Here is a 12,257-nt window from a genome sequence, read left to right as displayed (position 1 = left end):
GAGGGGAGCGCGTCGGATACGTTCGCCGGACGGATGTCCTGGCTTCAGCCGACGCGCTTTCCAAGTACGAGAATTCGGGTGCGCATGGCACTGACCCTCTCCCCGGCGTGCGGCGACTGTCAAGTAGGTGGGACAGGAGTCTCATGATGTGGTCCCAGAGGGCGGGGCCCGCGCGGCGGCCCCGCCGCCGCTGCCTGCGCGACCGCGGTCCCGGCGCCACGCCGTGTGACCAGGCTCGCACCGCCGCCCGGCCCCTGCGGCTCACCGCCGGGCAGCCCGGCGCCACCGGGGGCGGCGGGGACGAGGGCGGCCTGCGGCGGACCCTGCGGGGTGGGGACGACCGGGCCGGTGGGGAGCGCGTAGGTGCCGTGGGTCAGGCTGCGGCGCAGGCGGTACTCGTCCAGGTGGCCCGCGAAGGCCATGCCCTGGGCGTGGGTACACCCCATCGCCCGCAGCGCCACCACCTGCTCGGGGCGGTCGACGCCCTCGGCGACGGTCTGGAGGCCGAGGTCGGCGGCGATCCGCAGGACCCCGGCGGTGATCTTGTGCTGGCGGGCCGACTCGACGACCCCCTCGACCAGGCCCCGGTCGAGCTTGAGTATGTCCACCGGGAGGCGGCGCAGGGCTTCCGCGGTGGCGTGGCCGCCGCCGAAGCCGTCCAGGGCGATGCGGACGCCGAGCCTGCGCAGCGCGGTGAGGCGCTGCTCCAGGGCGTCCGAGGGGACCCCGCCGCCGCTGTCGGCCAGCTCCAGGATCAGCCCGCCGGAGGGCAGCCCGTACCTGGTCAGCAGCGCCTCGACTGCGTAGGGGGGTGCCGCCCGGTCGAGCAGGCGGCGGGCGCCGAGGCGGACGACGACCGGCGCGGCGTGGGCGGAGCGGTGCCGCTCGGCGGCCTGGGCGACGGCCTGCTCCAGAGTCCAGCGGCCGAGGTCGGCGGCGCGGTCGCCGTTGTCCGCGACGCGGAGGAACTCGGCGGGGGTGAAGAGGATGCCCTGCCCGGAGCGCCAGCGGGCCTGCGCGGCGACGGCGGCCACCTTGCCGGTGGTGAGGTCGACCACCGGCTGGTGGAGCAGGGCGAACTCGCCGGCGTGCAGCGCGGAGCGGAGCCGGGAGGCCAGCTCGGCCTTGCGGACGACGTCGGCCTGCATCTGCGGGGCGTAGAGCACGACCCGGTCCTTGCCCGCGGCCTTGGCGCGGTACATGGCGAGGTCGGCGTTGCGCAGGAGTTCTCCGGCGTTCTGGCCGGGCTCGGCGAAGGCGACGCCGATACTGGCGGCGACCCGGACATCGTTGCCGTCGATGGTGTAGGGCTCGGAGAGGCGTTTGCGGAGGCGGTCGGCGAGCTCCTGGATGTGGCCCTCGCGGGCGGGGCGGTCCTCGCCGGTGTCGCCGAGGATGAGGGCCGCGAACTCGTCGCCGCCGAGGCGGGCGGCGGTGTCGCCGGAGCGCACGGCCTCGGCGAGGCGGCGGGCGGCCTGGATGAGGAGTTCGTCTCCGGCCTGGTGGCCGATGGTGTCGTTGACCGCCTTGAAGCCGTCGAGGTCGATGAAGAGGACGGCGGCGCCGCGGTCGCCGCTGCGGCGGCCGGTGAGGGCCTGGCTGACGCGGCGGGTGAACAGGGCGCGGTTGGGCAGGTCGGTGAGCGGGTCGTGTTCGGCGCTGTGCTGTAACTGTGCCTGGAGACGGACCCGTTCGGTGACGTCGCGACTGTTGAAGATCAGGCCGCCCTGGTGGCGGTTGACGGTGGACTCGACGTTGAGCCAGGTGCCGCGGCCGGACTGGAATCGGCACTCGATGCGGGTGGTGGGCTCGACCGCCGGGTCGGCGGCGAGGAAGCGGCGCACCTCGTGGACCACGCGGCCGAGGTCGCCGGGGTGGATGTGGGCGGAGAGCTCGGTGTCCTCCAGCTCGGAGGCGTCCCGGCCGTAGACCCCGGAGGCGGCGGGGCTGACGTAGCGCAGCGTGCCGGTGGGGTCGGCGATCATGATGACGTCGCTGGAGCCCTGCACCAGGGAGCGGAAGTGGTTCTCCTGGTGGGCGAGTTCACGGGTCAGGGCGATGTTGTCGATGAGCATGATGCCCTGCCGCACGACGAGGGCGAGGACCACGGTGCAGGCGGTCACCAGGACGACGCGGTCGACGCTGCGGCCGTTGACCACGTTGTAGAGGATGCCGAGGGTGCAGACCGCGGCCGCCAGATAGGGCGTGAGGGCGGCGAGCGAGCCGGTGATCGGGCTGGTGCGGTCGTGCGCGGCGGTGGCCGAGTGCCCGCCGGGCCGGACGGCGCCGGGCCGGGCGTCCTGGGCCGGGGGCGCCTCGGGGGCGCCGCGCTCGCTCTCGCGGTGGCGGCCGACCCAGGGGGCGTAGGCGAGGAGGAGCGAGCCGGCGAACCATCCGGCGTCGAGGATCTGGCCGGAGCGGTAGCTGTTGTGCAGGAGCGGTGAGGTGAACAGGGCGTCGCAGAGCACCGTCAGGGCAAGGGCGCCGATGGCGGTGTTGAGCGCGGAGCGGCCTGCCGAGGAGCGCCGGAAGTGGAGCGCCAGGATCATGCTGACGAGCGCGATGTCGAGCAGTGGGTAGGCGAGGTTGAGCGCGGCGTAGGAGACGCTGCCGCCCTCGATGTCGGCGGTGTGGGCGAGCGCCAGCGACCACGCGAGGGTCAGCAGGGAGCCCCCGATGAGCCAGGAGTCGAGGGCGAGGCAGACCCATCCGGCGCGGGTGACGGGGCGCTTGGCGAGGACGAGCAGCCCGACCACGGCGGGCGGCGCGAAGCAGAGGAAGAAGACGTCGGCGATGCTGGGGCTCGGGACCTCGGTGTCGAGGACGACCTCGTACCAGCCCCAGGCGGCGTTCCCCAGGGAGGCCATGGCCGAGGAGATGCCGAAGAGGATCCAGGCCGGGCGGAAGCGGCTGCCGCGGGTGCGGGCGTAGAGGAAGCAGGAGACGGCGGCGGTTCCCGCGGCGACGCTGAGGCCGAAGTCACCCATCGCCATGGAGAGCCGGGGCGAGCCCCAGCCGAGGACGGCGCCGACGGCGTACCCCCCGCAGACGAGGGCGAGGAGGAGCTGACCGAGGACTCCTGGGCCGGGACCGCGGACGGGCTCCGGGGCGGGGGCCGCGGTGGGGGCGGCCGGTGCGGCGGGCATGACGCCGGGGCCGGTCACCGCGGGTCCCCTCGGCGAGGTGCCGTGCGGTCGGCGGGCCGGAGGTCCGGCGGGCGGGGCCGTCCGCCCCGGCGGCGCCCGTGGGTCCGGGCGGTCCGGTGTCGCGTCGGATCATGGGTGTCTGGGCCGTACAGCATCCGTCGCCCCCCTCGCGGTTCTTGGCTTTCTCTCCCCTGGCGCCTGTCGTCCTGGCGCCACCCCTGCCGCGACGATACACCAGGACGGTCACTCAGGGACAGGGGTCACCTACATACAGTAACCGAACGTGGCCGTTGACCACCCCTAGCGCCCGATTCGCTGCGGAGCGTGGCCATTCGGGGCTCTCGCGGGCCCTTGCCCGGCAAGGCGCGCCCTCCGGGCAAGGGGCTCCGTGGCGGCCGCACATGCCTCCGGCAACCGCGCCACGCGGCGGCGCGGTGCGCGGAACGGCGGGTGCCCCCTTAGTTCAGGAGGTCGTGTGCACCACGTTGTCGAGCGGCTCGCCCGCCGTCCAGCGGGTGAGCTGACGCGCCAGCAGCCGCTTGGCGCGCGGCAGGAACGCGGACGTCGAGCCGCCCACATGGGGGCTGATGAGCACTCCCGGAGCGTGCCACAGCGGATGCCCCGCGGGCAGCGGTTCGGGGTCGGTCACGTCCAGGGCGGCGGTGAGCCGTCCGCTCTCCACCTCCGCGAGGAGCGCCTTGGTGTCCACGACGGGACCCCGGGCGACGTTGACGAGAAGGGCGCCGTCCCGCATCCGGGCGAGGAACTCGGCGTCGGCCAGCCCCCTGGTGGCCTCGGTCAACGGTGTGGAGAGGACCACCACGTCCGCCTCCGGGAGCAGCGAGGGCAGTTCGGTGAGCGGGCGCACCGGGCCGCGCTCCGTGTCACGGGCGGAGCGCGCGACGCGCAGCACCCGCGCGCACTCGAAGGGCGCGAGCCGGTCCTCGATCGCCGAACCGATCGAGCCGTACCCGACGATGAGCACGGTCCTGTCGGCGAGCGCGGGGTAGAAGCCGGAGCGCCAGTCCTCCTGGCGCTGGCCCTCCACGAAGCGGGGGATGCCGCGCAGCGAGGCGAGTATCAGGGCGAGGGTCAGTTCGGCGGTGCTCGCCTCGTGGACACCGCGCGCGTTGCACAGGCGCACGCCGGGGCGGAGCGGCTCCATCCCGGCCTGGACATGGTCGACGCCCGCGGAGAGCGTCTGGACGACCTCGGCCCGCGCCATCCCGGCGAGGGGGCGTACGGCGATCTCCGCGCCCTTGAGGTAGGGGACGACGTAGAACGCGCAGTCGGCGGGGTCGGCGGGGAAGGCGTCGCCGCCGTCCCAGAAGCGGTAGGTGAGGCCGTGCTCGGCGGCGGACGGCAGGCCCGGTATCTCCTCGGGCGCGAACGGGAGCCACACATCGGTAGTCATGGTCAGGAGGCTATGCGAAGCGCCTGGAGGGCCAGAGGTTACGTTGGGGTCGCTCGGAGGCGCAGCGGGAGGGTCAGGCCAGGTGGAGCGCAGGACGATCGGCGCGACGGCGCTCGAAGTCGGGGCCGTGGGGCTCGGATGCATGCCGATGAGCTGGGCGTACGCCGCCTCGCGGCAGCGCGGGGAGGAGTCCCTGCGGGCGCTGCACACGGCGCTGGACGCCGGGGTCTCGCTACTGGACACGGCCGACATGTACGGCCCCTTCACCAACGAGCTGCTGCTCGGCCGGGTGTTGCGCGAGCGGCGCGCGGACGCGTTCGTGTCGACCAAGTGCGGGCTGCTCGTCGGTGACCAGCACATCGTGGCCAACGGCCGCCCGGGGTACGTGAAGCGGGCGTGCGACGCCTCACTGCGGCGGCTGCAGACCGATGTGATCGACCTGTACCAGTTGCATCGCGCCGACCCCGAGGTGCCCGTGGAGGAGACCTGGGGCGCGATGGCGGAGCTGGTCGCGGCGGGCAAGGTGCGGGCGCTCGGGCTGTGCGCGGTCGGTGCGCGGGGCGGCCGCCGGGGCAGCGGTGGGCGGCTCGACGGTGAGGCGCTGTACGCGGGAACGATTCGCCAGCTGGAACGGGTCCAGCAGGTGTTCCCGGTGAGCGCCGTCCAGGCCGAGCTGTCGGTCTGGTCGCCGGAGGCGCTGGCCACGCTGCTGCCCTGGTGCGCCGCGCGCGGCGTGGGCCTGATGGCGGCGATGCCGCTGGGGAACGGTTTCCTCAGCGGCACGCTGCGGCCCGGTGAGGGGTTCGAGCCCGAGGACCTGCGGGCCCGCCATCCCCGGTTCACCGCGGAGATGATGGCGGCCAACCAGCCTGTCGTGGCGGGGCTGCGGCGGGTCGGGGAGCGGCACGGGGCGACACCGGCGCAGGTGGCGCTGGCGTGGGCGCTCGGGCGGTCGCCGCTGGTGGTGCCGGTGCCGGGGGCGAAGCAGGCCCGGTGGGTCGGGGAGAACGCGGCGGCCGCCGGGCTGCGGCTGACCGCGCGGGACCTCGCGGAGATCGACGGGCTGCCTCCGGCGCAGGGGTCGTGGGACTGAGGTCCGGCCGGGGCCGCCCGGCCGGCCGTCCGCTCCCCGGCCTCCTCCGCCGCCCCCGGGCGGGTGGCGCGGTGCGCGCCGTTGACGGTCCGGGGTGCCCCGGAAGGCTGAGAAACCGGGCACAGGGCGTTCGGGTTCGCGGCCGATCGGAGCGTTCCGCGCATTCCGGTGGGAGCGGCGGGTTAGGAACCAACCATCACCGTCGTGAAGGGACCGATCATGCCGACCACTCCGCCCGCCCTCCTCACCCCTCCGCCGCGCCCCGCACCACCGGGGCGGTCCGTGCGCCGCCGGCCGCTGGGAGCCCTCACGGCGGCGGTGGCGATGGCGGTCCTGGGGGCCGGCTGCTCCTCGGACTCCTCCGAGCCGGAGGGCGGATCCTCCTCGGGCGCGGCGAGCCCGTCCGGTTCGGCGTCGTCCTCCGAGACCTCCGACGCGCCGCCCGACAAGGGGTCGGTGGACGTGCTCCGCACGGTGGCGACCGGCCTGAAGTCCCCGTGGGGCCTGGCCCCGCTGCCGGACGGGAACCTCCTGGTCGCTTCTCGGGACGAGGGGGAGATCGTCCAGGTCGACGGCGAGTCGGGGAAGACCAGCGAGGCCGGATCGGTGCCCGGGGTGGACGCCGAGGGCGAGGGCGGCCTGCTGGGCCTCGCCCTCTCCCCCGGCTACGCCTCGGACCAGTTGGTGTACGCCTACTTCACCACCGAGTCGGACAACCGCGTCGCGAGCATGCGGTACGACCCGAAGAAGCCCCCCGGGGAGCGGCTCTCCGCGCCGAGCACCGTCTTCAAGGGCATCCCCAAGGGCTTCACGCACAACGGCGGCCGGATCGCCTTCGGCCCCGACAAGATGCTGTACGTGGGCACCGGCGAGTCGGGCGACGAGGGCCTCGCCCAGGACAAGGAGTCCTTCGGCGGGAAGATCCTGCGGATGACCCCGGACGGCGAGCCGGCCGAGGGGAACCCGGACGCGGACTCCGTGGTCTGGTCGTACGGCCACCGCAACGTCCAGGGTCTGGCCTGGGACGAGGACCGGCGGTTGTGGGCCTCGGAGTTCGGCCAGGACACCTGGGACGAGCTGAACCACATCGTGAAGGACGGCAACTACGGCTGGCCGGACGTGGAGGGCGAGGGCGACGGAGAGGGCGACTTCCGCGACCCGGCGGAGCAGTGGCGTACCGCCGACGCCTCACCGAGCGGCATCGCGGTCGCCGAGGGCTCGGTGTGGATGGCCGGGCTGCGCGGCGAGCGGCTGTGGCGCATCCCGCTCTCCGGCGGCAAGCCGTCGGCCGAGCCGCAGGCGTTCCTGGAGGGTGAGTACGGCCGCCTGCGCACCGTCGTCTCAGCGGGCGGCGACAAGCTGTGGGTGGTGACCAACGAGACAGACGGCAGGGGTTCCCCGGAGAAGGGCGACGACCGGATTCTGGAGGTGCGGGTGCGCTGATCGTGCAGAAGCCGGAGCAGCACCCCGCGCCATGGAGGTGGTCACGTGTTCAACCTCATCGAGCAGCTCTTCGCTCCCGGACGGCGTCACACCGAGGAGGAGAAGAAGCGCTTGGAACTGACGCGGGTGGACGCCGACTCGGCCGATCCGGGAACCGGGCCGATCGACCTCGCCTCGGGGCACGTGGTCATCCGGGTGCCGGGTCGGCGGCAGGGGGAGTGAGGGGCGCAGCCGCCTCACCCGGCGGGTGAGGCGGCCCCGGACATCGGCTCCACTCCGCCCGTCCCGGCCACCGCCTCCACCCCGCCCTGCGGGCCTTCCCCGTCCCGCTGCTCCCCCTGGCCCCGCTGCTCCCCCTGGCCCCGCTGCTCCCCCTGGTCCCGCTGCTCCTCCTGCACCAGCCGCAGCCGGTGCGCCACCGCAGCGGCCTCGCCCCGGCTGGAGACCTCCAGCTTGGCGAGGATGTGGGAGACGTGGACGCTGGCGGTCTTGGGGGAGATGAAGAGTTCGGCGGCGATGTGGCGGTTGGTGCGGCCCGCCACCAGCAGCCGCAGCACCTCCCGCTCCCGGCGGGTGAGGCCCAGCGCCTCGGCCGGGTCGGTGGGGACCTGCGGCAGCGCCTTCGCCCCGGGCCGGGTGCTGAGGGAGAGGCGGGCCCGGCGGGCGAGGAGGTCGACGCCTTCGGCGAGGGGCCGGGCGCCGAGGCGGCGGGCGGTGGCGCGGGCGGAGCGCAGGAGTTCGGCGGCCTGCGTCCGGCCGGGGCCGGGCCGGGCGCCGGAGTCGGCGAGGAGGGCTTCGGCGTACCGGAGTTCGACCCGGGCGAGGTCCCAGGGGCGCTCCAGAGGAAGGAGTTGCCGGTGGGCCTCGGTCCAGTCCGCCACGGTGTCGCGGGCCTCGGCGCGCCGGAGTTCGGCGCGGACCCACACCGCGTGGGCCTCGCAGACCGGCACGAAGGTCACGAGGTTCTTGGCGAGGTGACGGAGAAGGGCGAGGAAGTCGGCGCGGCCCTCCTCCGTGCCGGGCAGGCCGCGGGCGTCGGACTCGACGGTGGCCGCCGTGACCAGCAGGGGCCAGGCGTACCGCTGCGTGCCGGGCGGGAAGCCGGGCTCTGCGGCGGCGCGCAGTTCGGCCCGGGCGTCGAGAATCCGGCCTTCGGCCGCCGCGATGCCGAGGCGGGCGGTGGCCAGGGGCAGGGCGTGCTGGGGCATGGCCCCGTGGCTGCCGACGCGGCTCCGGGCGAGGGCGAGCTCCCGGACGGCGGTGGTGAGGTCGCCGCGGGCCAGGGCGACGACGGCACGGGTGTGGGAGGCCATGCCCGCGGGCTTGGCCTGCCCGGTGAGCCCGGCGGTGGCGTCGGCGCTGCGCAGTGCCTCGTCCCAGCGGCCGAGCGAGAGCAGCGACTCGGCGTGGTTGGCGTGGATGAAGGTGGCGCTGAAGAGCAGCCCGTAGCGGTGGCATTTCCTCAGGCCCTCCTCGATGAGGGCGGCCGCCTCGGCGGAGCGGCCGATGCCCTCCAGGTGGGAGGGGAGGTTGACGTAGCAGCGGCCGATCTGGTGGGGGCGTTCGCGGCGCAGGGCGTCGGCGAGCACCTCGCGGAGTTCGGTGAGTCCGGTCTCGATGTCGCCGGAGTCGACGCGCAGTCCGGCGAGGGTGCCGCGGGCGGCGAGTTCGACGTCGTCGTCGGCACCGACCATCCGCGCGTACTGGACGGCGCGTTCGGCGGCGGCGAAGGCCTCGGGTCCGGGCCGGTGCAGCATCCACCAGGAGGCGAGGCAGGAGAGCACCTCGGCGTGCATCTCGGAGGGCGGCAGGCCGCGGACCAGTTCCTGGGCGGTGTGGAGTTCCTGCCAGCCGTCACCACGGCCGACGCTCTCGGCGACCCGGGAGCGCTGCACCCAGAACCAGGCGGCGAAGAGCGGTTCGTCCCAGGCCGCGCCGGTGCCGGTGGCCGGTTCGCCGAGCATCCGGACGGCACGCTTGGCGATCTTGTAGGCGCGTTCGCGCTGGCCGCAGAGGCGCCCGGCGACGGTGGCGTCGGCCATCAGGTGGAGGTAGCGCAGGGGTGCGTCGGGCCCCTCGCCGGTGCCGGGGCCCCGGCGGGCTGTCACATGCGGGTAGACCTCGGCGTGGTCGGCGCTGCGCAGGGCGTCGCGGATCTCCTCGGGGACGCTGTCCCAGAGTTCCATGGCGCGTTCCAGGAGCGAGAACTGCTCCGCGTACGCGTGCCGCCGGCGTGCCTCGGCGGCCGCGCGCAGTACGGCGGGCAGAGCCTTCGCGGCGTCGTGGGCGCGGTACCAGTACCCGGCGAGGCGGGTGGCGTACGCGTCGGGGGCGACCAGCGCCGGGTCGGCGGCGAGCGCCTCGGCGAACTGGCGGCCGATGCGGGTGCGTTCGCCGGGCAGCAGGTCGTCGGTGACGGCCTCGCGGACGAGGGCGTGGCGGAAGCGGTAGCCGTCACCGTCCGCACTGGGCAGCAGGATGTGGGCGCCCACGGCGGCGCGGAGCGCGTCGAGCAGCTCGGTCTCGGGGAGCCGGGCGACGGCGGCGAGCAGGGCGTACTCGGTGGTGGGCCCGCCTTCGGCGGCCAGCCGGACGAGGTGCTGGCTGCGTTCGGGAAGTGCCTCGACCCGGACGAGGAGCAGGTCGCGCAGGGAGTCGGTGAGCCCGGTCTGGCAGCCGGAGCTCGCGGCGACGGTCAGCTCCTCGACGAAGAAGGCGTTGCCCTCGGAGCGGGTGAAGACGTCGTCGACCAGGGATTCGTCCGGTTCGGCGGCGAGGATCCCGGCGAGCTGACTGGCGACCTCGGCGCGGTTGAAGCGGGGCAGTTCGAGACGTTGGACGGTGCGCAGCCGGTCGAGTTCGGCGAGGAGGGGCCGCAGCGGGTGGCGCCGGTGGATGTCGTCGGCGCGGTAGCTGGCCAGGACGAGCAGGCGGCCGGTGCGCAGCGTACGGAAGAGGTAGGCGATGAGGCGGCGCGTGGAGGCGTCGGCCCAGTGCAGGTCCTCCACGACGAGGACCACGGTCCGTTCGGCGGCGAGGTGTTCCAGGAGCCGTGCCGTCAGGTAGAAGAGACGGGCCGTGCCCTCCTCGCCGGACCGCCCGCTCGGAGCCTCACCGAGATCGGGAAGGAGCCGGGCCAGCTCACCCTCCTGCCCGGCGGCCCCGGCTGCGAACTCCTCGGGCAGCAGGCGGCGCAACGTACGCAGCACGGCGGCGAACGGCGCGAACGGCAGCCCCTCGGCCCCGCTCTCCACACAGGCGCCGAGAGCGACGCACTCCCCCTCCCGCCCGGCCTCGGCGGCGAACTCCTCCAGCAGCCGGGTCTTTCCGACCCCCGCCTCGCCGCCGATCAGCAGCGCCTGCGGCTCACCGGTCCGAGCCGCCGTCAACGCCCCCCGCAGCGCGCCGAGTTCCCCCACGCGCCCAACAAAGACAGGACTGACCGACTTGTGTTCCACGCCCGCGAGCATCGCACACGTGGCCCCCGCCACGGAGGCCCGGAGGGGCAGCGCCTCGCCCCGCCCCGCCGGGTGTCCGCGCCTCACGCGGCTCTGCCGTACGGCGGCCGGGTCTCCCGCTCTCCGGGTTCCTGCCCGTCCGACGGTCGCCCCTCGCCACCCCGGCGCCGCTCCACCCGCCGGACAAGCCGGTCCCGCGCCGCCTCCTCGATGAGTTCGGCGGAACGAAGCCGGTACAGCGCGTAATCAAACACAAGATCCCCCAGTCCTGGCGAGCCGCCAGGCGCTTCCCCGGCGACACCCCGACTGTCCCCGCCCAGCCCGGCCCCCCGCATCGGGAAGACGACCGATCCCCCACGCCGCCGGGCCTTAGCCCACACCCTCGACCGCCTTAGCCCACCCGGCCGACCCCTACGACGCCCCCTAAGCCAGCAGGCCGAACGGCCACCGCACCCTCCGACATCCCGCCCACCACTTCAGCGAGCCGCCGACGCCCGCCCGCCGCACGCCGAGCGAAAGCGAAGCCCGGCCGGCGCTCGAGGCCCGTCGATGACGCGACCACACATCCGGAGCACCCCGCACGACACCCCGCGCCCCGACCCCGCAGAGTGGACCTCATGCCCCGCCTCCCCGCCACCTGCCCCCACACCCACCTCTTCCGAGGCGCCCGAGTCCTGGTGGAGGAACTCCCCGACCCGCCCGGCTACGCCACCACCCCCCACCCGCTGGACCTGGCCCTCCGCTTCTCCGACGACTCCCCCGCCGACGGGGAGGTCCTCGTCTCCCCCACATCGGGCGACATGGTCCTCGCGGTGGGCACCTACACCACCGAGGCGGGCACCACCCTCCCGACCAGGACCTGGCTGATCAGCGAGGTGAGCCCGCTGGAGACCCAGGTCGAGCTGAAGATCGGCGTACGCGTCGGCTGAGCCCGTCCCGCCCGACATCCGTACGACCTCCGTACGACCTCCGTACGACGAGGAGGCCCGCGCCCCCGAGAGCGGCGGCCACCGAACGCGACGACGCCCCGCCCCGCGCAAGCGGGACGGGGCGAAGGCTCACCTTGCGAGGCGCTCACCCCGCCGACGGCAGCCCCAGCAGCAGCCCCGTGTACTTGGACAGGGCCAGCAGCACCCCGATGAGGCCGACGGCCACCCCGGCCCAGGCGGCGGAGCGCACCCAGACGGGCCCGGTCCGCGCCGGCCAGTAGGCGACCCGGAGCACCACGCCGATGCCGACGAGCAGCCCGGCCGCCGCGAAGGCCCCGCCGACGAGGGCGGCCGCCTCCCACGAGTCGCCGTAGATGGCCTGCACCTGGTCGGCGACACCGGCGCCGGAGGAGGTCTCCAACTGGCCGATGAGCGAGGCGCGGGCGGAGGCGATGGTCCCCAGCCAGCCCCCGGTCAGCGAGACGACGCCGAGCACGACGGAGACGATCGCCGCGGCCCCGGCCGCCATCCCCGTACGCGCCGACGCGACGACGGCGCCGTCGGCCCCGGCCGCGCCCTCGTCGCCATCGCTCTCCCCGTCCGCGACGCCCGCCCCGGTGTCCGCCCCCGCCGCCGGTCCCTGGGCCGGCTCCGCTCCGCTCTCCTTCTTCTCGCCGAGCGTCTTCTCAGGGGTCTCGTGCTGCTCGTCCTCCGCTCCGTTCGCCGGGCGCTTGCCGTCAGCCGTCTTGGTATCCATGCCAGGCACCGTACGGA

At 74.7% G+C, this 12,257-nt stretch carries 8 protein-coding genes; 4 read left to right on the top strand and 4 right to left on the bottom strand.

Annotation, left to right across the window (positions count from 1 at the left end):
* Positions 1 to 119: 119 nt before the first annotated feature.
* Both ACFWMZ_RS23805 and ACFWMZ_RS23800 read right to left on the bottom strand, forming a co-directional pair.
* Positions 120 to 3,164, bottom strand: coding sequence for a putative bifunctional diguanylate cyclase/phosphodiesterase (locus ACFWMZ_RS23805; RefSeq protein ID WP_383203943.1), 3,045 nt, complete (start codon positions 3,162 to 3,164; stop codon positions 120 to 122).
* A gap of 445 nt (positions 3,165 to 3,609) precedes the next feature.
* Entirely contained in the window at positions 3,610 to 4,560 is a 951-nt protein-coding gene (locus tag ACFWMZ_RS23800; protein WP_383179602.1) for a 2-hydroxyacid dehydrogenase, read from the bottom strand.
* Between the two features lie 82 nt (positions 4,561 to 4,642).
* Between ACFWMZ_RS23800 and ACFWMZ_RS23795 the strand changes: the two genes are divergently transcribed.
* From ACFWMZ_RS23795 to ACFWMZ_RS23785, 3 genes are all read left to right on the top strand, one after another.
* Entirely contained in the window at positions 4,643 to 5,653 is a 1,011-nt protein-coding gene (locus tag ACFWMZ_RS23795) for an aldo/keto reductase (protein WP_383179599.1), read from the top strand.
* A 324-nt stretch (positions 5,654 to 5,977) separates the two neighbouring features.
* Positions 5,978 to 7,096: a PQQ-dependent sugar dehydrogenase gene (locus tag ACFWMZ_RS23790; RefSeq protein ID WP_383203954.1), complete on the top strand. Its 1,119-nt coding sequence runs from the start codon at positions 5,978 to 5,980 to the stop codon at positions 7,094 to 7,096.
* Positions 7,097 to 7,141: 45 nt separating this feature from the next.
* Positions 7,142 to 7,318 carry a DUF6191 domain-containing protein gene (locus ACFWMZ_RS23785; RefSeq protein ID WP_383179596.1) on the top strand — a complete coding sequence of 59 codons (177 nt, stop codon included), beginning with the start codon at positions 7,142 to 7,144 and terminating at the stop codon, positions 7,316 to 7,318.
* A 14-nt stretch (positions 7,319 to 7,332) separates the two neighbouring features.
* Here ACFWMZ_RS23785 and ACFWMZ_RS23780 read toward each other — a convergent pair whose 3' ends face one another.
* Complete coding sequence (locus tag ACFWMZ_RS23780) at positions 7,333 to 10,566, bottom strand: AAA family ATPase (protein WP_383203940.1); 3,234 nt, start codon at positions 10,564 to 10,566, stop codon at positions 7,333 to 7,335.
* 605 nt (positions 10,567 to 11,171) lie between these two features.
* Here ACFWMZ_RS23780 and ACFWMZ_RS23775 point away from each other — a divergent pair.
* Positions 11,172 to 11,483 carry a hypothetical protein gene (locus ACFWMZ_RS23775; RefSeq protein WP_383203937.1) on the top strand — a complete coding sequence of 104 codons (312 nt, stop codon included), beginning with the start codon at positions 11,172 to 11,174 and terminating at the stop codon, positions 11,481 to 11,483.
* Between the two features lie 145 nt (positions 11,484 to 11,628).
* Here ACFWMZ_RS23775 and ACFWMZ_RS23770 read toward each other — a convergent pair whose 3' ends face one another.
* Positions 11,629 to 12,240 (bottom strand): hypothetical protein, encoded by a 612-nt coding sequence (locus tag ACFWMZ_RS23770; protein ID WP_383179587.1) that lies wholly within the window; start codon positions 12,238 to 12,240, stop codon positions 11,629 to 11,631.
* Positions 12,241 to 12,257 lie beyond the last annotated feature (17 nt).

Origin of the sequence: Streptomyces sp. NPDC058373 (genome assembly GCF_042723275.1) — a bacterium.
In the GTDB taxonomy this organism is placed as follows: domain Bacteria; phylum Actinomycetota; class Actinomycetes; order Streptomycetales; family Streptomycetaceae; genus Streptomyces.
Note: the sequence above shows the minus strand (reverse complement) of the source record. Positions and strands in the feature narration are given on the sequence as shown.

Coding starts and splice junctions, on each gene's coding strand:
- ACFWMZ_RS23780 (WP_383203940.1), bottom strand. CDS start 10,566: ATGCTCGCGGGCGTGGAACACAAGTCGGTCAGTCCTGTCTTTGTTGGG.
- ACFWMZ_RS23775 (WP_383203937.1), top strand. CDS start 11,172: ATGCCCCGCCTCCCCGCCACCTGCCCCCACACCCACCTCTTCCGAGGC.
- ACFWMZ_RS23790 (WP_383203954.1), top strand. CDS start 5,978: ATGGCGGTCCTGGGGGCCGGCTGCTCCTCGGACTCCTCCGAGCCGGAG.
- ACFWMZ_RS23800 (WP_383179602.1), bottom strand. CDS start 4,560: ATGACTACCGATGTGTGGCTCCCGTTCGCGCCCGAGGAGATACCGGGC.
- ACFWMZ_RS23770 (WP_383179587.1), bottom strand. CDS start 12,240: ATGGATACCAAGACGGCTGACGGCAAGCGCCCGGCGAACGGAGCGGAG.